General features: G+C 68.7%; 16 protein-coding genes. 6 read left to right on the top strand and 10 right to left on the bottom strand.

All coding sequences use genetic code 11. The features are described 5' to 3' along the window. Nucleotides 1-34 precede the first annotated feature (34 nt). Nucleotides 35-760 (top strand): hypothetical protein, encoded by a 726-nt coding sequence (locus tag SD37_RS06830; RefSeq protein WP_044852328.1) that lies wholly within the window; start codon nt 35-37, stop codon nt 758-760. A gap of 385 nt (nt 761-1145) precedes the next feature. On the opposite strand, the gene SD37_RS06835 is transcribed toward SD37_RS06830, so the two are convergent. Further along, nucleotides 1146-1937, bottom strand: coding sequence for an SMP-30/gluconolactonase/LRE family protein (locus tag SD37_RS06835; protein WP_044852329.1), 792 nt, complete (start codon nt 1935-1937; stop codon nt 1146-1148). Nucleotides 1938-2077: 140 nt separating this feature from the next. Then, nucleotides 2078-5806, bottom strand: coding sequence for a multifunctional oxoglutarate decarboxylase/oxoglutarate dehydrogenase thiamine pyrophosphate-binding subunit/dihydrolipoyllysine-residue succinyltransferase subunit (locus tag SD37_RS06840; RefSeq protein WP_083254889.1), 3729 nt, complete (start codon nt 5804-5806; stop codon nt 2078-2080). A 373-nt stretch (nt 5807-6179) separates the two neighbouring features. On the opposite strand from SD37_RS06840, the gene SD37_RS06845 reads away from it, so the two are divergent. After that, entirely contained in the window at nt 6180-6446 is a 267-nt protein-coding gene (locus tag SD37_RS06845) for a hypothetical protein (protein ID WP_044852331.1), read from the top strand. A gap of 19 nt (nt 6447-6465) precedes the next feature. Here SD37_RS06845 and SD37_RS06850 read toward each other — a convergent pair whose 3' ends face one another. The 5 genes from SD37_RS06850 to ald all read right to left on the bottom strand — a co-directional run bounded on the left by SD37_RS06850 (nt 6466) and on the right by ald (nt 14880). Then, nucleotides 6466-7038, bottom strand: a complete 573-nt coding sequence (locus SD37_RS06850) for a DUF4291 domain-containing protein (protein ID WP_044852332.1) — start codon at nt 7036-7038, stop codon at nt 6466-6468. 102 nt (nt 7039-7140) lie between these two features. Continuing rightward, nucleotides 7141-10866: an ABC transporter ATP-binding protein gene (locus tag SD37_RS06855; RefSeq protein ID WP_145926539.1), complete on the bottom strand. Its 3726-nt coding sequence runs from the start codon at nt 10864-10866 to the stop codon at nt 7141-7143. A 124-nt stretch (nt 10867-10990) separates the two neighbouring features. After that, nucleotides 10991-11875 carry an ABC-2 transporter permease gene (locus tag SD37_RS06860; protein WP_037306660.1) on the bottom strand — a complete coding sequence of 295 codons (885 nt, stop codon included), beginning with the start codon at nt 11873-11875 and terminating at the stop codon, nt 10991-10993. Beyond that, nucleotides 11875-13074, bottom strand: a complete 1200-nt coding sequence (locus tag SD37_RS06865; RefSeq protein WP_044852334.1) for an ABC transporter ATP-binding protein — start codon at nt 13072-13074, stop codon at nt 11875-11877. Before SD37_RS06865 ends, SD37_RS06860 begins: the two co-directional genes overlap by 1 nt. A gap of 690 nt (nt 13075-13764) precedes the next feature. Next, on the bottom strand, nt 13765-14880 hold the full coding sequence (gene ald, locus SD37_RS06870) for an alanine dehydrogenase (RefSeq protein ID WP_044852335.1): 1116 nt from the start codon (nt 14878-14880) through the stop codon (nt 13765-13767). A 163-nt stretch (nt 14881-15043) separates the two neighbouring features. On the opposite strand from ald, the gene SD37_RS06875 reads away from it, so the two are divergent. The 3 genes from SD37_RS06875 (at nt 15044) to SD37_RS06885 (ending at nt 16749) form a co-directional block, all read left to right on the top strand. Beyond that, the gene (locus SD37_RS06875) at nt 15044-15985 is read left to right on the top strand and encodes a zinc-binding dehydrogenase (protein ID WP_044852336.1); all 942 of its coding nucleotides are present in this window, start codon (nt 15044-15046) and stop codon (nt 15983-15985) included. Continuing rightward, the gene (locus SD37_RS06880) at nt 15985-16404 is read left to right on the top strand and encodes a pyridoxamine 5'-phosphate oxidase family protein (RefSeq protein ID WP_044852337.1); all 420 of its coding nucleotides are present in this window, start codon (nt 15985-15987) and stop codon (nt 16402-16404) included. The genes SD37_RS06875 and SD37_RS06880 overlap by 1 nt, the downstream gene beginning before the upstream one ends. Nucleotides 16405-16521: 117 nt before the next feature. Further along, nucleotides 16522-16749 (top strand): hypothetical protein, encoded by a 228-nt coding sequence (locus SD37_RS06885; RefSeq protein WP_007033850.1) that lies wholly within the window; start codon nt 16522-16524, stop codon nt 16747-16749. A 121-nt stretch (nt 16750-16870) separates the two neighbouring features. Here SD37_RS06885 and SD37_RS06890 read toward each other — a convergent pair whose 3' ends face one another. From SD37_RS06890 to SD37_RS06900, 3 genes are read right to left on the bottom strand one after another with little or no spacing between them, the layout of a single operon-like run. After that, nucleotides 16871-18424: a PucR family transcriptional regulator gene (locus tag SD37_RS06890; protein WP_044852338.1), complete on the bottom strand. Its 1554-nt coding sequence runs from the start codon at nt 18422-18424 to the stop codon at nt 16871-16873. Between the two features lie 36 nt (nt 18425-18460). Continuing rightward, nucleotides 18461-18763 (bottom strand): VOC family protein, encoded by a 303-nt coding sequence (locus tag SD37_RS06895; RefSeq protein ID WP_044852339.1) that lies wholly within the window; start codon nt 18761-18763, stop codon nt 18461-18463. Then, entirely contained in the window at nt 18760-19119 is a 360-nt protein-coding gene (locus SD37_RS06900) for a PadR family transcriptional regulator (RefSeq protein WP_044852340.1), read from the bottom strand. Before SD37_RS06900 ends, SD37_RS06895 begins: the two co-directional genes overlap by 4 nt. 57 nt (nt 19120-19176) lie before the next feature. Between SD37_RS06900 and SD37_RS06905 the strand changes: the two genes are divergently transcribed. Continuing rightward, nucleotides 19177-19575, top strand: a complete 399-nt coding sequence (locus SD37_RS06905) for a glyoxalase superfamily protein (protein ID WP_044852341.1) — start codon at nt 19177-19179, stop codon at nt 19573-19575. Nucleotides 19576-19587 lie beyond the last annotated feature (12 nt).

Here is a 19587-nt window from a genome sequence, read left to right on the forward strand (position 1 = left end):
TATCTGGACGGTGACGAGGCCTTAATCTCTGCGCATGCAGCCCGGACCGCCCTATCAGCAGGGACCTCAACAGCCGTACCCGCCGCAGGGATACCCGGGGTATCCGCCTCCCGGCTATGGACCGCCGCCCAAGAAGTCGAACACCGGACTCATCGTGGGGCTCGTGATCGGCGCGGTGGTGGTGCTCGGTGGTGGCGGGGTCGGGGCCTTCCTGCTGCTGTCCGGTGACTCCGGCCCGTCTTCTTCCGCCGGGGCGCCGACGTCGTCCAAGAAGACCGGGCCGCCGGACAAGTACTCCACGATGCCCGCCTGCCAGAAGATCGGGAGCGGCGTGCGGAACCTGCCGCCGCTCGAACCGCCGAAGGGCGAGGAACCGGCGAGCACCTCGAACAACGACATCACCTACACCCGCTCGTTCTGCACCTGGCGCGAACCGAACGCGCCTTCGGCGATGGTCGGGATGTACCTGTCGAAGTCGAAGGAGCCGGGTTCGGGCGCCGGTGAAGGCTGGGCGAAGGCTTCGATCGAGAACGCCGTGAACGACGGCGGCGTCCTCATCCCCACCATGGCGAAGGCGACCAAAGCCGTCTACGCCAAGCTCGACTCGTCGAGCCAGTGCCAGATCAAGTTCTACCAGGGCAACGTCGAGGCGGAGGTCGTCGTGACCGGCCCCGACCCGTCCGGGACGGTCAACCAGACCGTGTGCAAGGAGAACGCCTTGAAGGTCGCCAAGGCGACCTCCGAGGCGATCGGTCAATGACAGGTGAGGCGAACGGGCCATGTCCGGCTTCACTGCCGTGAAGGCCTCCTTACCTACCCTCACGGTAGTGAAGGAGGCCTTCGTCACCAGGCGACAGGCATGGGGCTCCCGATGAGGCAGGACGCACCCCATGATTGTCCATAAAGGACAGTTTGCGACGAATCGATGTCCGATTATTTCTATTTGTACGGTCCTGAGCGGGGTCGTGAGTGGCAAAGAGGGTTAGAACGCTCTTTGCCACTCACGACCACTTCGCGAGACTACGCAAACTGCTCAAGTCGGACATCTGCCACCAGGAAAATGTCCTGTGGACATCCGGGGTCGCGGCCCGGCTTCCATCAGTCAGTCCGGACCCCACCGGTTAACGCCATATTCGCCCTACCTCTCAATGGCCGACCCCCGTGACCTGGACCTGTCCAGACGGCCCATCGCCGAACGGGTTGTCCCAGCCATGCCATTCGGCGGCGAGGACGTAGAGCGAACGCCCGTCCTCGCCACCGAGTGTGCAAGAGAAGCAGCCTCGGTCGGACTCGACCTTCTGAAGCACTTCGCCCCCCTCGCGGACGCGGACGCAGTGCTTCTTCGCCACGTCGGCGTACCAGACGGCGCCCTCGGCATCGAGGCAGATGCCGTCGGGGTGATCGCCGCCCAGTTCCGCCCACACGCGCCTGCCGGACAGCGAACCGTCCTCGGCGACGTCGAACGCGGTGAGCCGGTTGCCGTACGACTCGGCGACGATCAGCGTCTTTTCGTCGGGTGTGATGGCCATCCCGTTGCCGAACAGGATGCCGTCGGCGACTTGGCGTACTTCGCCGTCCGGAGTGACGACGGCGATGACGCCGGGCTGCTGCAGGTCGCTGGAGCCGTTGACGTAGGCGTTGCCGCGGCTGTCGACGACGAGTTCGTTCCAGAGGGAGGCGACGGGCGAGAGATCGGCGTAGGTGCTCAAATCCGCGTTGAGCAGCCGGGCGTTCGGGCCGTCGACGATGAGAAGGCGGCCGTGGGGGAGCCAGTCGAACGTGATCGGCATCATGGTCGGCACGGTCGCGATCACTTCGCTTTCGCCGTCGGGCGTGACGGCGAGGATCTGGCCGGTTCCCCAGTTCGCGAGCCACAGGCGGCCGTCGTGCCAGCGGGCGGATTCGGGGAGCTTGAGGCCGTCGAGCAGCGTCTTCATGGTGTCTCCTTCGGTTCGTTTACCCCTACACGAACGGGACCCACCGTTTTCGACACCTGAAGCGCGTGAAGGCCCCCTTCCCTCGGCTGGTCATTCAAACCGTGGCCGAGGGAAGGGGGCCTTCACGCGCGATCAGTGGCTCAGTCGAAGGCCCGAGCGATCAGCGCCTTCTGCTCGACCTCGTGCACCTTGGACGAACCGGCCGACGGCGCGGCCATCGGGCGCCGCGACACGACGTCCAGGCTGGAGAACACCTCCGGGAGCTTCCGCGGCAGGTTCAGGCCGAAGAACGGCCACGCACCCTGGTTCTCCGGCTCCTCCTGGACCCAGACCGCGGGCGCGCCGTTGTAGCGCTCGAGCGCCGCCACCAGCTTCTTCTTCGGCAGCGGGTAGTACTGCTCGACGCGCACGATCGCGATGTCGTTCGCCTCGCGCTTCGTCCGCTCGGCCACCAGTTCCCAGTACAGCTTGCCCGACGTCAGCAGGACCTTGCGCACCTTCGACGGGTCGACGACGGCGTCGTCGATGACCGACATGAACTTCGACTGGCCGGTGAAGTCCTCGACCGCCGAAGTCGCCGCCTTGTTGCGCAGCATCGACTTGGGGGTGAAGACCACCAGCGGGCGGTTGACTCCGTCGAGCGCGTGACGGCGGAGGAGGTGGAAGTAGTTCGCCGGGGTCGACGGCACCGCGACGGTCATCGAGCCTTCCGCGCACAGCGAGAGGAAGCGCTCGATGCGGCCGGAGGTGTGGTCCGGGCCCTGGCCTTCGTGGCCGTGCGGCAGCAGCAGCACGACGTCCGACAGCTGGCCCCACTTGGCCTCGCCGGAGGAGATGTACTCGTCGATGACGGTCTGCGCGCCGTTGACGAAGTCACCGAACTGCGCTTCCCACATGACCAGCGCTTCGGAGTTGGCCACGGAGTAGCCGTATTCGAAGCCGACCGCCGCGTACTCGGACAGCGCCGAGTCGTAGATCATCACGCGGCCCTGGCCCTCGGCCAGGCTCGCCAGCGGCGAGTACTCCTGGCCGTTCTTGCGGTCGATCAGCACCGAGTGGCGCTGGGTGAAGGTGCCGCGGCGGGAGTCCTGGCCGGACAGCCGCACCAGGCGGCCTTCCATGGCCAGCGAGCCGAACGCGAGCAGCTCGCCGAACGCCCAGTCGATGCCGCCTTCGCGGGACATCTTGTGGCGGCGCTCCATGACCGGCTTGACCCGCGGGTGCGGGGTGAAGCCCTCGGGCACGTTGAGGAACGCGTCCCCGATGTGCTCGATGACCTCGGTGGTGGTGGCGGTGGGCACCTTGGCCGGGACCTGCTGCTCCTCTTCGACCGAGGGGCTGGCCTTCGCCGGGTGCTTCTCCAGCTCGCGGACCTCGTTGAAGACGTGCTCCAGCTGGCTGGAGAAGTCACGCAACGCGGCTTCGGCCTCTTCGACGGAGATGTCGCCGCGGCCGATCAGCGATTCGGTGTAGGTCTTCCGGACCGAACGCTTCGTGTCGATGATGTCGTACATCGCCGGCTGCGTCATCGAAGGGTCGTCGCCCTCGTTGTGGCCGCGGCGGCGGTAGCAGATCAGGTCGATCACGACGTCCTTGTGGAACGCCTGGCGGTAGTCGACGGCCAGCTTGGCCACCCAGTGCGCGGCCTCGGGGTCGTCACCGTTCACGTGGAAGATCGGCGAGCCGATCATCTTCGCGACGTCGGTGGCGTACTGGCTCGACCGCGAGTGCTCGGGCGCGGTGGTGAAGCCGACCTGGTTGTTGACGATGACGTGCACGGTGCCGCCGGTGCGGTAACCGCGCAGCAGCGCCAGGTTCAGGGTCTCGGCCACGACACCCTGGCCCGCGAAGGCCGCGTCGCCGTGCATGAGGACGGGGAGGACGGTGAAGCCCTCGCCACCCTTGTCGAGGATGTCCTGCTTCGCGCGGACGATGCCCTCGAGGACCGGGTCGACGGTCTCCAGGTGCGACGGGTTCGCGGTCAGCGACACCTTGGTCTCGCCGTCGCCGAACATGCGGAAGTACTTGCCCTCGGCACCGAGGTGGTACTTCACGTCACCGGAGCCGTGCGCCTGGCCCGGGTCGAGGTTGCCCTCGAACTCCTGGAAGATCTGCGCGATCGGCTTGCCGACGATGTTCGCGAGCACGTTCAGGCGGCCGCGGTGCGGCATGCCGATGACGACCTCGTCGAGTTCGTGCTCGGCGGCCTTGTCCAGGATGGTGTCCAGCAGCGGGATCGCGGTCTCGCCGCCTTCGAGGGAGAACCGCTTCTGGCCGACGTACTTGGTCTGCAGGAAGGTCTCGAACGCCTCGGCGGCGTTGAGCTTCGAGAGCACGTACTTCTGGACGGCGGGGTCCGGCTTCTCGTGCGGGATCTCGACGCGGTCCTGGATCCAGCGGCGCTCTTCGGGGTCGAGGATGTGCGTGTACTCGATGCCCACGGTGCGGCAGTAGGAGTTGCGCAGCACCCCGAGGATGTCACGCAGCTTCATCCGCTCCTGGCCGGCGAAGCCGCCGACCGGGAACTCGCGGTCCAGGTCCCACAGGGTCAGGCCGTGGGAGAGGACGTCGAGGTCGGCGTGGCTGCGCTGCCGGTAGTTCAGCGGGTCGGTGTCGGCCATCAGGTGACCGCGCATGCGGAAGGCGTCGATCAGCTCGATCACGCGCGCGGTCTTGTCGACCGGGCCGTCCGGGATGTCGGCGACCCAGCGGATCGGCTCGTACGGCAGGCGCAGGCTGGTGAAGACGTCGTCGTAGAAGCCGTCCTCGCCCAGCAGCAGCTCGTGGATTCGCTTGAGGAACTCGCCCGACTCCGCACCCTGGATGATGCGGTGGTCATAGGTCGAGGTCAGCGTCATGATCTTCGAGACGCCGAGGTCGACCAGGGCCTTCTCGCTGGTGCCCTCGAAGTGCGCCGGGTACTGCATGGCGCCGACGCCGATGATCGCGCCCTGACCGGCCTGCAGCCGCGGCACCGAGTGGTTGGTGCCGATCCCGCCGGGGTTGGTCAGCGAGATCGTGGTGCCGGCGAAGTCGTCGGCGGTCAGCTTGCCGGTGCGGGCCTTCTTGACGATGTCTTCGTAGGCCTGCCAGAACTGCATGAAGGTCATGTTCTCGGTGGCCTTGATGGAGGCCACGACGAGCGTGCGGGAGCCTTCCTTGCCCTTCATGTCGATCGCGAGACCGAAGTTCACGTGCTCCGGCGTGATCGCGAACGGCTTCCCGTCGATCAGCTGGTAGTGCCGGTTCATGTTCGGGAAGTCCTTCAGCGCACGGACCATCGCGTAACCGATGAGGTGCGTGAAGGAGATCTTTCCGCCGCGCGTGCGCTTGAGGTGGTTGTTGATGACGATGCGGTTGTCGGCCATCAACTTCGCCGGGACGGCGCGCACACTCGTCGCTGTCGGCACCGACAGCGAGGCGTCCATGTTCTTCGCGATCGCGGCCGCGGCGCCACGGAGCTGCTTCGACTCCGGCTCGGCGTCCTTCTCGGCCGGCTTGGCGGGAGCCTTCGCCGGGGCCTTCGCGGGGGCCGCCTTGGGCGCGGCCGCCTTCGCTTCGGTCTTCGGGGCCGGCTTCGCGGGCGCCTTCGCCTCCGTCTTCGGAGCGGTCTGCTTCGCGGTGGACTCGGCGTTGCGGACCGTCTGCGGCGACGGCGTGGAGGCCTGGCCGTTGGTGCCCGGGCCATCCTTGACGGTCTGACGTGCGTCGTCAGCCTTCGTCTGCGCGGCCTGCGTTGGCTTGAAGTCCGCGAAGAAGTCGTGCCAGGCGGCATCGACTGAGGTGGGGTCGGCGAGGAACTGGTCGTACATTTCCTCGACGACCCACTCGTTGGGGCCGAATTGTGACGCAGGGCTGCTGCTGGACACGGCTTGGACTCGCCTCTATCCGTCTCGAGATCTTGAACACCGCTGATGCGCCTACCAGGCTAACCCCCTCGGTGGCGGCCGTGTGATGGAACTGGCCTGTGTGAGGCGTGGCGCACTAGGTGATGGGTCACTGACTCGATCAAGAGATCGAAAACAGGCCACGCGGGTGAAGGGGTCGCGGCCACTCGGGGGAGCGGGGGACCTTTGCTGTCGCTGTCGGTGTCTGTGCAGGTCAGGTCACTGTTTTGTCGGGTAAGCTTGGCGAAGTGGTCGTGCCAGGACAGCCTGGAGTTCACGTCGGCGGGCTTTGCTGGCTGGAGGATGCGGCCGGTGTCGTGCCGGTCGCCGGTCGCCCGCGAGGTGGTGGCAGCCGATGTGGCTGGACGAGTGTCCGTCGTTCTGGGACGAGGGGCGCGTGCGCCCGTTGGTCACCGAATCCGGCAAGGTCGTGCTGATGTGCGACTCGTGCTGCGCGGTGTGGCCGACGCTCTCCGACTTCAAGGAGATGGAGCACGTCGAGCCCGACGAGCCGGACTGGGCGGTGGCGGCCGGGGTCCACGTCCGGCCGGGGACCTTCCGGTGGGCGTCGGAGCGGGACCTGGAGGTCGCCGGGATGAGCGGCCTCGCCTGGCGGTCCTGAGCCCTCTGCGTTCAGAGGACTAAACGCGGGGGTAAGGATGCTCCGCGGGCAGCAGCGCTTCGGCCTCGTCGATGCGGTTCGCGGCGACGAGCGCGCCGATGTCGCGCATGGTCGCGGTGACGTCGGTGACCGCGGCGATCCATTTGTCGACATAGCGATCGACGGCTTCGCCGCTCAGCCCCATCTGGAGCGAGCGGTGCTTCAGCGGACCGAGCCGGATGCCGCGTTCCGGGTCCCACTGGACGCGGACCGGGCTGGTCTTGACCTGGCGGCGCCACGTCTCCCGGTCGGGATGGACGTCCGGGTCGTAGTGGCTGAGCGCCGCGTGGTCGAGCGCCCAGGCGAAACCCTCGCGAGTGATGTCGAGGGCGAGTACGCGCTCCTGGCCGGGCTTGGCCGCCCAGCCGCAGCGGTACGCCATCCACAGGAAGGACGGCTTGATCCAGGTCATCCGTTCGCGTTTGAACGGCGGCGCGAACGTGCCCGCTTCGAGGGCGGCGTCGGCGATGGCCGGTGAATACGCTTGGTAGACACGGATCGTGGTTTCGGTGTGGACGGCGCGGATCTGCCGCGCCGGGATCTCGTCGTTCATTTGCCGTGATGCTGACACGCGTGGGTGTTCGCGCGCGACCGAAATTCCCTTGCCCGCCGGGCGATGCCCCGCATTCAGAGGACTAAACGCGGAGCATCGTTGTCAGCCCAGGGACCATAGGCGCGCGTAGTGACCGTCCGCGGCCAGGAGTTCGGCGTGCGTGCCCTGTTCGATGATCCGGCCGTGGTCCAGGACCACGATCCGGTCGGCCTTGGCGGCGGTGGCGAGGCGGTGCGCGACGACGAACGTCGTGCGGCGGCGCGCGAGTTGTTCCGTGGCACGCAGGACGGCGGCTTCGGTGGACGGGTCGAGGGCCGCGGTCGCCTCGTCGAGCAGGAGGACGTCCGGGTCCACGAGTTCGGCGCGGGCGAGGGCGACGAGTTGCCGCTGTCCGGCCGAAAGCGACCGTCCGCGCTCACCGACGGGCTGGTGGAAACCGGCCGGGAGGGCGGCGACCCCGTCGAGCGCGCCGACCGACCGGACCGCCTCCTCGACCTCCGCGTCCGTCGCGGTGGGCCTGCCGTAGCGCACGTTGTCCGCGACGGTCCCCGAGAACAGATGCGCTTCCTGTGGCACCACGCCCATCCGCGCGCGCAGCGCGGCCAGGTCGTACTCGCGGATGTCGGTCCCGTCGATCCGGACCACGCCGCCCGTCGCGTCATAGAACCGCGCGACGAGCTTCACCGCCGTCGACTTCCCGGCGCCCGTCGCCCCGACCAAGGCGACCGTCTCCCCGGCCGAAACCTCCAGCGAAAGCCCGGTCAAGGCGGGCTCGTCCGTCGCGGTGTACGCGAAGTCGACGTCCTTGAAGGAGACCTCGCCCCGCAGTCGCTCCGGGACCGCGACCGGGTTTTCCGCTTCGGGGACGGAAGTCGGCGTGCGCAACAGATCCCCGATGCGCGTCAGGCCGACCCGCGCCTGCTGATAGCCGTCGAAAACCGAAGACAGCTGCTGGATCGGCGAGAAGAACTGGCCCAGGTACAGCAGGAACGCCACCAGCACACCGGCCGACAGGGTGCCCGCCGCGACCCGGTTCGCGCCGACGATCAGCACCACGACCTCGGCCAGTCCAGAAAGCATTGCCGCGAAAGGGAAATACGTCGCGACATAGCGCTGCGCGCGCAGCCGGGAACGCCGGTACTCGTCACTGCGGGAAGCGAACTTCTCCGCCGTCCGCTCCTCGCGTGTGTACGCCTGCGCGACCCGCAGCCCGCTCACGTTCTCCTGCATGTCCGCGTTGACCACGCTGACGCGTTCCCGGGCTTCGGTGTACGCCTTCGAGGAAGCGCGCCGGAAGATCACCGTCGCCACGATGAGGATCGGGAGCACCGCGAGCGCGTACGCCGCGAGCCCGATGTCGGTGATCATCAGCGCCGCCGCGATGCCGACCAGGGTCAGCGCGCTGACCACGGCCTGTGCGACACCGGTCTGGAGGAACGTCGAGAGCGCGTCGACGTCGGTCGTCATCCGGGTCATGATCTTCCCGGACAGCTCGCGTTCGTAGAAGTCGAGCCCGAGCCGTTGTAGATGGGCATAACTGCGTACCCGCAGCGAATACAGCACCGTCTCGCCGACCCGCGCCGTCATCTTGGTCTGGAGGTAGACCACCAGCCAGTCCGCGAGGATCACCAGCGCGCCGATGCCGGCGGCCAGCCAGATCACCGCCTCCGCGCCGGCGCGCACGCCGTTGTCGATGCCGTGCTGGTACAGCGCGGGCATCGCGATGGTGGCCAGCGCGTCGGCGGCGACCAGCCCGATCACCACGGCGAGCGGGCCGCGCACCGGTTTCAGCAGGCGGGCGAGGCGGAACTTCGGCTCGGGTGCGGTGACGTCCGTGCCCGGCAACCGCGGGGTGTCCGTGGCGGGCGGCAGCTTCCGGACGCCTTCGAGAAGCTCGCCGCTCGGCGGCAGGTCGACGTCCCATTCACCGCCGGAGCCCTTCCGCCGCTCCCCTGCCAGCTCATCCGCGTCTTCCTGGCGCGGCCAGAGGGCGGGGGTGATCCCGGCGGGGCCGCAGTCGAGACCCTCGCAGCGATGCGGTTCCTCGACGTCGTCGCCCGGGCCCGCGACGAGTTCGCGGAACAGCGGGCACCGCGCCAGCAGCTCCTCCTCCGTGCCGACGTCGACGACGCGGCCCTTGTCCAGGACGGCGATCCGGTCGGCGAGGGCGAGGGTGGACCGGCGGTGCGCGATCAGCAGGGTCGTCCGGCTCTGGGTGACCGACCGCAGCGTGTCGTAGATCGCCGCTTCGGTGACCGTGTCGATGGCCGAGGTCGCGTCGTCGAGGACCAGCACGCGCGGATCGGTCATCAGCGCCCGAGCCAGGCCGAGCCGCTGCCGCTGACCGCCGGACAACGTCAGGCCGCGCTCGCCGACGAGGGTGTCGTAGCCGTCGGGGAGCCGCTGGATGAACTCGTCCGCTTCCGCCGCCCGCGCGGCCGCCCGGATCTCTTCGTCGCTCGCGTCCGGCCTGCCGTAGGCGATGTTGTCGCGCACGGACGAGGAGAACAGGAACGCCTCCTCGAAGACCACGCCGATGGCGCTGCGCAGGTCGTGTTGGCGAACGTCGCGGACGTCGAGGTCGCCGACCTGGACCGAACCGCTGTGCACGTCGTAGAACCGGGGCAGCAGCAGGGAGATCGTCGACTTGCCCGAACCGGCGGTGCCGACCAGCGCCAGCGTCTCGCCCGGCCGGGCTTCCAGCGTAAGGCCGTCGAGCACGGGATCCGACCGCGTGTAGCCGAAGGAGACATCCTCCAGCCGGACGCCGAGCGGGCCGTCGGGCAAGGGCCGTGCGTCCGGGCTGTCGACGACGTCCGGCTGCGCGTCGATCAGTTCGTTGACCCGTTCCGCTCCGGCCCTGGTCAGCTGGGCCTGGACGACGAGGCTGGAGATCATCCTGGCCGGGCCGATCAGGATGGAGAGGTAGGTCGCGAACGCCAGGAAGGTGCCGAGGCTGACCTCGCCCTTCAGCGCGAGTACGCCGCCGACCGCCAGTACCGCGACCTGACCCGCCGCGGGCAGCGCGGCCGTCGTGGCCGTCGGCAGGGAGGACAGCCGAGCCGCGCGCATGCGTTCGGCGAAGAGCTTCTTCGCCGTGTTCTCCAGCTTCGCGACTTCGCGCGCTTCCTGACCGAAGCCCTTCACGACGCGTACGCCGGTGACGGTCTCCTCGACCTGCTGCGCGACATCGGCCGCGCGTTGCTGCGCCGCCCACGTCGCCGGGAACAGCCGCTTCCGGCTCACCGCCATGATGATCGCGATCGCGGGAGCGACCACCATCGCGATCAGGGTCAGCGTCGGGGACATCCACAGCATCGCGCCCAGCGACAGCAGCGCGAAGATCACCGACCCCGCCGACAGCGGCACCTGCATCAAGACCGAGGTGACCAGCTGCAGATCCGAAATCGCGCGCGAGGCGACCTGACCGGTGCGCAGCGCGTCCTGCTTGCCGCCGTCGAGCCGGGAGACCGCGTTGAACACCTGGCGGCGCAGATCGTGCTGGACGTCGAGGGCCAGCCGTCCGCCGACGTACCGCCGGGCGAAGGCGTTGCCGAAGGTCAGCACCTGCACCACCGCCATCACGGCGGCGAGCAGGCCGAGGCGGGAGGTCTCGCCCGCGACGGCGTCATCGAGCGCTTCGCGGATCAGCAGGGGACCGGCGGCCTGGAGGCCGACGCCGATGATCGCCGCGCCCAGCGACAACACGACCAGCCACGGGTGTTTCCAGCACGAAGCAGCCAGCCGCCGGATCCAGCCTCCGGTGGGTACCGGGGCCGTCTCACGTGCCGGGCTGGCTTGACGCGGGCGAGGTGGAGCAGTGGTCACCCCGTCAGCCTAGGCGGCGGTACCGACAAGATCGTCCGGTTCGCGCAGGGCCGAACGCCATGAAAGGTCCTTTCCTTGCAAAATTTGCAAGGAAAGGACCTTTCATGGCGCGTGTGGCCGCGACTTACGTGATGTCCTTCTTCTGGTTCACGGCCCAGCCTGCCAGGAAGAAGATCATCGTCCAGCCGAAGAAGATGAGCGCGGACGCCCACCACGAGAACGCGCCGGGGGCGCCCGCCGCGTACTGCAGCGCCCACGCCGTCTCGTCCTGCAGACCCGGCACCTTCACGCCGGCGGCGCCGAAGGCTTCCGCGCCGATGGCGCCCACGATGCCGTTGACCGTGCCGTTCGGCAGGACCCCGCCGAGCCACGTGATGTCCCACGCGCCGAACGAGACGAACACCAGGACGTTCTCGACGACGAGCATCCAGATCGTCAGCGTGATGATGCTCCCGATGACACTGCGCCACACGGCGCCGACGCCGATACCGAACAGGGTCGCCAGGATCGTCGCGAGCACGCCCGCGCCGAGCACGCCCAGCCACTGACCCGCGGTCGGGAGACGCTCGCTGTCGACCGTGATCACGGTCCCGAGGCTCGCCGCGGCCACGATGATGACGCCGTAGATCGCGCCCCAGGCCACGTAGGTGATCATCTTCGCGCTCAGCGCCGAAACCCGGTTCGGGGCGGTGAGGAACGTCGTGGTGATCGTCTTCTTCGTGTACTCACCGGCGAGCGCGAAGACCCCGAAAATGATCGGGATCATCGTGCCGATGTTGATGCCGTGCCCGAGCGCGAGCAGCCCGACGGGCAGTTCGCCGGTCGAGATCCCGAGCGCTTCGGTCAGCTCACGGGTGTCGGAGCGGCCGAGGAAGTCGCTGAAGTCGTTGGTGACCATGCCCCAGAACAGGGCGAACGCGAACGCGAAGACCACCGCGGGGATCATCAGCGCCCACCACGCCTTGAGCGTGAGCGTCTTGCGGAACTCCGCCTTGATCAGGTTGCCCATCAGCCCTGGCCTCCCCAGCCCTCGTTCTGACCCTGCTGCTGCGCCTGCTGAGGGGGCGCCTGCTGGTACTGCTGTTGCTGGGGCTGCTGGCCCTGCTGGAACTGCTGCTGGTGCTGTTGCTGCGGCGGCGCGAATCCGGGCGGCGGCGTGTTCGGCGGCGCGAACCCGGGCGGCGGGGTGTTCTGCGGGGCATAACCCGGGGGCGGACCCTGGTAACCGGGCGGCGGGCCCTGGTAACCCGGGGGCGGACCCTGGTAGCCCGGCGGCGGGCCCTGCATGCCGGGCTGAGGCGCGGCGTACTGCCCTTGGGTCAGCTGGAAGAACATGCGCTCCAGATCCGCGGTCTCCTCCTGCATGCCGTAGACGGCGATGCTCGCCTTGGCGGAGATGTCACCGATCTGCTGCACCGTCGCACCGGAGACCGCGACGCGCCCGTCCGGCATCGGCGAGACCTGCGTGATGCCCGCTTCCTGCATCGCCGCGACCAGCCCGCTCGCGTCGGCGGACTGCACCAGCACGCGGGACTGGTTGCTCTTGCGCAACTGGTCCAGCGAGCCGTTGTAGCGCGTCATGCCCTGGCTGATGATCACGACCTGGTCGATCGTCTGCTCCACCTCGTTCAGCAGGTGGCTCGAGACCAGCACCGTGCGCCCTTCACGCGCGTAGGCGCGAAGGAAGTTTCGAAGCCACAGGATGCCTTCGGGGTCGAGACCGTTCGTGGGCTCGTCCAGCACCAGCACCTGCGGATTCCCCAGCAACGCCGTCGCCAGCGCCAGCCGCTGCCGCATACCGAGCGAGAACCCGCCCGCCTTGCGGTCCGCCGCCGACGACAGGCCGACCAGGCCCAGGACCTCGTCCACCCGCTGATCCGGCATCCCGATCGCCGCGGAGTACACGCGCAGGTGATTCCGCGCGGTGCGTCCAGGGTGGAAGCCCTCGTTCTCCAGCACCGAGCCGACGACCCTGGCCGGATTACCCAGCTGGTCGTGCGGGCGCCCGTTGATGGTCGCCGTGCCGTTCGTGGGCGTCACCAGCCCGAGCAGCATCCGGAGCGTCGTGGTCTTCCCGGCCCCGTTGGGCCCCAGGAAGCCGGTCACCGAACCGGGCTCCACCGTGAAGCTCAGATTCTGGACCGCGTTGACCGCACCGAACTGCTTGCTCAGATTCTGCACCGCGATGCGGCCGCTGCCGTCGTGCATACCGTCCCCTTTTGTTGACGAAGGCCGATCACGCGACATCCTGCCGTACGCGGTGAGTCCGCACCCGCGGAAGGGGTCAATCCGCCGAAAGCGACCTTCATCACGTTCGATGCCGTGACGACTCCGTCCCCCAGCGCAGCCGTCACTGGGCCGAACGGCCGCTGACTACCGGTTTTAGGTCGTGGAGAGGGAAAGTTCACCGACTGTCGAGGCAATCTGTGAAGAAATAATTCGAACGACATGGCAACCCCATGCAGCGCGGCGGCGACTTATTACCTACGATGTAGGAGGCGGCCCGCTCCCAGTGACCCCCAGGCTGGTTGAGCGGGCCGCCCTCAGCCCCTTTGCCCCACCTTGGTCGGTGCTTGCGCACCTTCCCAAAGGTGGGGCTTCGTCGTATCTCCCGGGGGCCGAGCCCCCGGAGCCCCGACGGTGCGTCCGCCGCCGGTTGGCGGGTGGGTGGCTTCGAGCGCGGGGCGCCCTTGCCGGTGGGAAGTGGGTGGCGTCGGGCGCACAGCGCCCTGGCCAGTGAGTGGTGGGCCCGGAGTGCGTATAGGGCTCGTGGGTGCTGGGTCTCGTGAGTGGTAATGACGGTTCTAACCGTCATTACCACTCACGAGAAAAGGAGCGAGGGACCTTTGCACTGGGGTGGCAAAGGCCCCTCGCGTGGGAGTGTGGCTTGGGTGGGGATCAGGCCAGGACGGTGGCCAGGTCCGTGGCGGGCAGATCGTGCGCGGCCGCGACCGGGGCGTTGGTCAGGGCGCCCGCGTGCGTGTTGAGGCCCTTCGCCAGCGAAGCGTCGGCCTGCAGCGCCTTCTTCCAGCCGTGCTCCGCCAGCTGGACGGCGTACGGCAGCGTCACGTTGGTCAGCCCGTAGGTCGACGTACGCGGGACAGCGCCCGGCATGTTCGCGACGCAGTAGAACACCGACTCGTGGACCTTGTAGGTCGGCTCGTCGTGCGTGGTCGGCCGCGAGTCGGCGAAGCAGCCGCCCTGGTCGATGGCGATGTCCACCAGCACGCTGCCGGGACGCATCCGCGAAACGAGCTCGTTAGAGACGAGCTTCGGCGCCTTCGCGCCCGGCACGAGCACCGCGCCGATGACCATGTCGGCCTCCAGGACGGCCTGCTCGACCGACAGCGCGTTCGAGGTCACCGTGCGGATGCGGCCGCCGAAGTCGTTGTCGATCTGGCGGAGACGGTCGACGTTGGTGTCGAGGATCTCGACGTCCGAGCCGAGGCCGAGCGCGACCCGTGCCGCGTTGAGACCGGCGACACCGCCACCGATCACGACCACGCGCGCCGGGTGGACGCCGGGGATACCGCCGGGCAGCACGCCGCGGCCACCGCTCGGCTTCATCAGGGAGAACGCGCCCACCTGTGGCGCCAGCCGCCCGGCGACCTCGGACATCGGCGCGAGCAGCGGCAGCGCGCGGTTCGGGGTCTGCACCGTCTCGTACGCGATCGCGGTGGTGCCCGCGGCCAGCAGCGCGTCGGTCAGCGGCCGGTCGGCGGCGATGTGCAGGTAGGTGAACAGCACCTGGTCACCGCGCAGCCGCGGGTACTCCTCGGCGATCGGCTCCTTGACCTTGAGCACGAGTTCGCCCTCGGACCAGGTCTCCTCCGCCGTGGCGAGGACCTTCGCGCCCGCGGCGACGTACTCCTCGTCGGTGATGGACGACCCGAGGCCGGCGCCGGTCTCGACGAAGACGTCGTGGCCGCGCCCGGTCAGTTCGTGCACGCCCGCCGGGGTGAGCGCCACCCGGTATTCGTGCCTCTTGATTTCACGGGGGACGGCGATACGCACTGGATGCCTCCTGCGGCGGGTTAACTAGAGGGTGCTGCCACTCACGGTGATGCACCCGGACGGCGGTGTCATCGTGCGCGAGTGACAATCTCAAGACCTGATCGTGGTTCTCCTGGCACAGTCGCTTGACCTCTAGTCAGCTGGAGCTTGCACCTTGGGTCATATGAGAGCCGTGTGGTTGAAAGAGTTCGGCGGGCCCGAAGTGCTCGTCGCGGGCGATGCCCCCGATCCGGTGCCCGCAGCGGGCGAGGTGCTGATCGAGGTGGCATACGCCAACATCACGTTCGTCGAGACGCAGTTCCGGGCCGGTGGTGGCGGGCCGTTCCGCGCCGAGCCGCCGATGATCCCCGGCAACGGCGTCGGCGGCGTGATCAGCGCCGTCGGCGAGGGGGCCGACCTCGCGCTGGTCGGCAAACGCGTCGTGACGTCGACCGGAGGCTCCGGGGGATACGCGCAGCGCGTCGCCGTCGCCGCCGAGTCCGTCTTCGAGGTTCCGGACGGCCTGGCGCTGGACGCGGCGGTGGCGATCCTCGCCGACGGCCGCACGGCGACGGCGCTCGTGACCGCCGCGCGGATCCAGCCGGGGGAGCGCGTGCTGGTCGAGGCCGCGGCCGGGGGTGTCGGCGGGCTGGTCGTCCAGCTCGCCAAGGCGGCGGGTGCGGAGGTCGTCGGCGCGGCGGGCGGTCCGGCGAAGGTCGAGCACGTCCGCGAACGCGGAGCCGATCTGGCGATCGACTACCGGGAGCCGGACTGGGCGGCGAAGGCGGGCGAGGTCGACGTCGTGTTCGACGGGGTCGGGGGTGAGGTCGGGACGGCCGCGTTCGGGCTGGTGAAGCCCGGCGGACGGATGCTGATCCACGGACTGTCCAGCGGATCGTGGACCGAAGTGTCCGAAGAGGACGCCGCCGCGCGCGGCGTCACCGTGATCCGCGGGCTCGGCGGGCCGTCGGAGATGCGGGCCTTCACCGAGTCCGCCCTCGCCGAAGCCGCCGCGGGACGGCTGGAACCCGTGATCGGCCAACGGTTCCCGCTCGAACGGGCGGCGGACGCGCATGCGGCGATGCAGTCGCGGGGCACGGTCGGCAAGACGTTGCTCGAGATCTGATGTTCGACGTCGACGAATTCCTCGCCGGTCCGCTGACGGCGAGGGTCGCCACGGCCGGGCCGACGGTGCGCCCGACCTGGTATCTGTGGGAGGAGCGGGCGTTCTGGATCCTCACCGGACCCTGGGCGCGGCTGGCCGGTCTCGTCCGCGAGTCGCCGTCGATCGCGCTGACGGTCGACGTCTGTGACGTCGGAACCGGCCTGGTGAGGCAGGTGCTCGCGCGAGGCGAGGCGGAGGTGCTGCCGTTCGACGTCCCCCGTGGACGGCGGCTGCTGAGCCGGTACCTCGGGCCGGACGAGGTCAAATGGGATGCGCGATTCCGTTCCTACCTGCACGATGATCCCGAGGTGAAAGGGACCGTCTGGATCCGGATGGTGCCGAAGCGATTCGTCGCCGACGACCTCGGTTATCGGGTTTGACGCACGGCCGCGTTCGCTGGGGGTGGACGCGGCCGTGCAACCTGCGGATCGGTAAATGCAGCACGATCGAGTCAAGATGTTGATCTTACTGGCCGGTAAGCTGCCATTCTGTTGCGCATGACAAATCAGGACTGGCGGCGGGAGCGGCGTGTCCGCACCGTCGACACCGAAGGCAATCCGGCCGATGTCATCGTTGGCCTGGTCGAAACTCCCGGGCACGGCTACGAAGCCGCGCTCCGGGTCGACGGCGGACCCGGTGTGCTTTTGCCGCTTTACCCCGGCGCGGATCTGCTCGCCGCGGTACGTCAGACCATCGAGGACGGATATCGCGCCAGCGCGCACTAGCCGCCGGATGTCAGGAAAGGGTCTTTCACGACGATATAAGTCCTGAAAGACCCTTTCCTGACGTCTGCACACGCTTTTGTCGAACTACAAAGTGTTCGTTATCGAGCAGTTTGTAGTGGAATCAACTCCACCGCAGGGAAACGAGCTGGGTGAGCAACGCCAGCCGGACGTCGGGATCGTCGAGATCCAGCGGTACGAGGTCGAGCAGCCGTCGCATGCGGTATCGCAGGGTGTTGGGGTGGATCCGGAGTTCCTTCGCGGCCGCGCGGGGGTCGCCGGGGTAGCGGAGCCATTGGTAGAGCGTGTCGACGTAGCCGCTGTCGTGGGCTTCGTCGTGCGCGCGCAGCAGACCGAGCGGACCCAGTTCGGCGACCTTCGCCGTACTCGCCGCCGTCGCCCCGCGATGCAGCGAAAGGGCCGTCCACGCCTCGTCGAAGGCGACGACGCGGCCGGGGACGAGCTTGGCGCGGAGCAGGCCCAACGCCTCGTCGGCCTGGGCGCGCGACGTCGCGAGGTCGCCGATCTCGCAGGCCGAGCCTGCGGCCGCCCGCGGTGTCCCGCCCCTCCTCGACGACGGCAGGGCTTCGAGCGCGGCCCGGAGTTCGCCCCAGCCGTCGCCGTCCGGGACGACGGCGTAGAGGACGCCGCCGAGTTCGGTGGCCACCGGCCGCCTGCCGACGCCCTGCGAGATCCGTTCGAGGAGGGCGAGCCGCAGCCCCTCGTCGTCGCGGCCGTCGCCGCCGGAGACCTCGATGACGACGACGCGGTGCGGCTCCTCGGAAAGGTCGAGTTCGGCGATCGCCTTGCGCGGGCTGGCCTTCCCTTCGAGCACCGCGCGCAGGAGTTCGGCCGAGACCCGGCGTTGCGAATCGGTGTGCGCGCGGCGGCGCAGCAGGTGCAGCGCGACGACGGGTGCCGCGTCGGCGAAGGCGGCCGCGCGTTCGTCGGAGACCGGGCCCGCGACGACCGCCCACATCGAGCCCAGCAGCTCCCCGCCCATCCGGATCGGCACGATGAGCCGCGGCAGTGTGCCGTCGCGCTGCGCGGGCACGAAGATCGTTTGCCGTCCACGGGAAAGCTCGCGGAACACCCCTCGCGAGCGGAACCGCGCGAGTACGTCGTCGGGGATGCGGCGGCCCATGATCGTGGACACGCGCGCCGAGTCGGTCAGATCCTGCCGGGCCGAGTAGGCGAGAACCCGTGAGTTGGTGTCCTCGATGGTGACGGGCGCGTCGACGACGGAAGCGACCGCGTCGGCGAGCCGGAACAGGTCGCCGGAACCGGGACCGCCGCCGTCCTCCAGCGCGTCGGACTCGTCGGCGAGCGCGTCGAGGACGGTCCTGAGCAGCCAGACGAGCTGAGCCCACGAAGCCGCCGAGCGTACTTCGATCAACGCGATGTCCGCCGCTTTCGCCGCCCGTTTCACCGACGGTTTCGCCGCGAGCGGAGGTTTCAGCAGCACCGCGGCGGCGCCTTTCGACGCGCTGAGCTTGACGAGTTCCGCCGCGTCCGCGGTCTCGGTGATCGCGACGCCGAGTACGAGGTCACCCGCGGCGAGCGTGTTGCCGGGTTCGGCGATGACGACGTCGCCGACGGCGGGGGACTCTTCGGGGACTCCGACGGCGTACAACAGCGTCGGACCGACCCGATCGACCACGCTCCGCACGGAAACCATGGGGCGATTGTCCAGCAGGTGGGAGCGCCGCACACGTCAGACCTCGGGTGGGGTCCTCGCGTCGATGTCCTCGGGTGTGTACTGCTCCCGTTTGGTCGTCAGCGCCCAGTGGAAGAACATCTCCTCGACCGGCGCCTCCACCCGCGCCCCCGCGAAACACCGCGCGCCCGAGGAGATCAGCCGTGCGTCTCCGATGGCGAGTTCCACGAACAGCACGACGCCGTTCGGCAGTACGTTGCGGAACAGCTCCACCGCGCCGAACGCCTTGCTGTAGAAGGAAAGCGACACGTCGACGTCCTTGACGAACAGATGCGGCACCAAGCCGAGCGCCCGGTTCACGCCGACTCCGCCCGCTTCAGCAGCCCGGCCCGGCCTGCCACGGCGACGAGCCTGCTCAGGAACTCCGCCTCGCGGGCGGCGACGTCGCGGCCCGCGCGGGTCAGGCGGTAATAGCGGCGGCGTGAGTCGTGAGGCTGGTCTTCGCTCGCGTCAGGAGCCTCTTCGACCAGGCCGTCGGCGACGAGCCGGGCCAGCGTCCGGTACAGCGTCCCCGGCCCGAGCTGGGTGGTGCCGCCGCTCACCTCGTCGACGAAACCCATGATCGCGTACCCGTGCGCGCGGCCGCCCTTGCCGTTCGCGAGCGCCAGCAGGGTCTGGAACGCCGCGGGGGTGAGCTGCGGGTTGCCGTCGGCCATTCGAGCAGCATACACTCCGATCTCGTTATATCCATGGTGGATACAAAGGAGCCGGACGTGGCGATTCAAGGCGTGCACAAGATCGTCGTCGGAGTGACCGATCAGGAGCGGGCGAAGAAGTTCTGGTCCGAGGTCGTCGGATTCGAGATCACCACCGACGCGCCGTACGACGACAAAGGGAACCGATGGGTCGAAGTCGGTTCCGCGGATGGCGCGACGACGCTCATCCTGAGCACCGCGCCGGAGGACCGCGCGCGGTTCGAGGTCCGCGACGAACTGCCGACGGCCAATTTCTTCTTCTACGCCGACGACCTCGAAAAGACGTACGAGGAGCTTTCGGCGAAAGGCGTTGAGTTCACGGCCCGTCCGGAAAAGCAGCCCTGGGGCTGGTGGGCGATGTTCGTCGACTCCGAGGGCAACCGGTTCGCCCTTCAGGAACGGAATCCCACCTCCTGAGAGTGCTTGGGT

It is taken from the genome of Amycolatopsis orientalis, from assembly GCF_000943515.2.
GTDB lineage: Bacteria > Actinomycetota > Actinomycetes > Mycobacteriales > Pseudonocardiaceae > Amycolatopsis > Amycolatopsis orientalis.

What these genes read in the sequence shown, in the direction of transcription:
- SD37_RS06830 (WP_044852328.1), top strand. Translation starts at nt 35, where the DNA reads ATGCAGCCCGGACCGCCCTATCAGCAGGGACCTCAACAGCCGTACCCG.
- SD37_RS06835 (WP_044852329.1), bottom strand. Translation starts at nt 1,937, where the DNA reads ATGAAGACGCTGCTCGACGGCCTCAAGCTCCCCGAATCCGCCCGCTGG.
- SD37_RS06845 (WP_044852331.1), top strand. Translation starts at nt 6,180, where the DNA reads ATGTGGCTGGACGAGTGTCCGTCGTTCTGGGACGAGGGGCGCGTGCGC.
- SD37_RS06850 (WP_044852332.1), bottom strand. Translation starts at nt 7,038, where the DNA reads ATGAACGACGAGATCCCGGCGCGGCAGATCCGCGCCGTCCACACCGAA.
- SD37_RS06860 (WP_037306660.1), bottom strand. Translation starts at nt 11,875, where the DNA reads ATGGGCAACCTGATCAAGGCGGAGTTCCGCAAGACGCTCACGCTCAAG.
- SD37_RS06865 (WP_044852334.1), bottom strand. Translation starts at nt 13,074, where the DNA reads ATGCACGACGGCAGCGGCCGCATCGCGGTGCAGAATCTGAGCAAGCAG.
- SD37_RS06875 (WP_044852336.1), top strand. Translation starts at nt 15,044, where the DNA reads ATGAGAGCCGTGTGGTTGAAAGAGTTCGGCGGGCCCGAAGTGCTCGTC.
- SD37_RS06880 (WP_044852337.1), top strand. Translation starts at nt 15,985, where the DNA reads ATGTTCGACGTCGACGAATTCCTCGCCGGTCCGCTGACGGCGAGGGTC.
- SD37_RS06885 (WP_007033850.1), top strand. Translation starts at nt 16,522, where the DNA reads ATGACAAATCAGGACTGGCGGCGGGAGCGGCGTGTCCGCACCGTCGAC.
- SD37_RS06890 (WP_044852338.1), bottom strand. Translation starts at nt 18,424, where the DNA reads ATGGTTTCCGTGCGGAGCGTGGTCGATCGGGTCGGTCCGACGCTGTTG.
- SD37_RS06900 (WP_044852340.1), bottom strand. Translation starts at nt 19,119, where the DNA reads ATGGCCGACGGCAACCCGCAGCTCACCCCCGCGGCGTTCCAGACCCTG.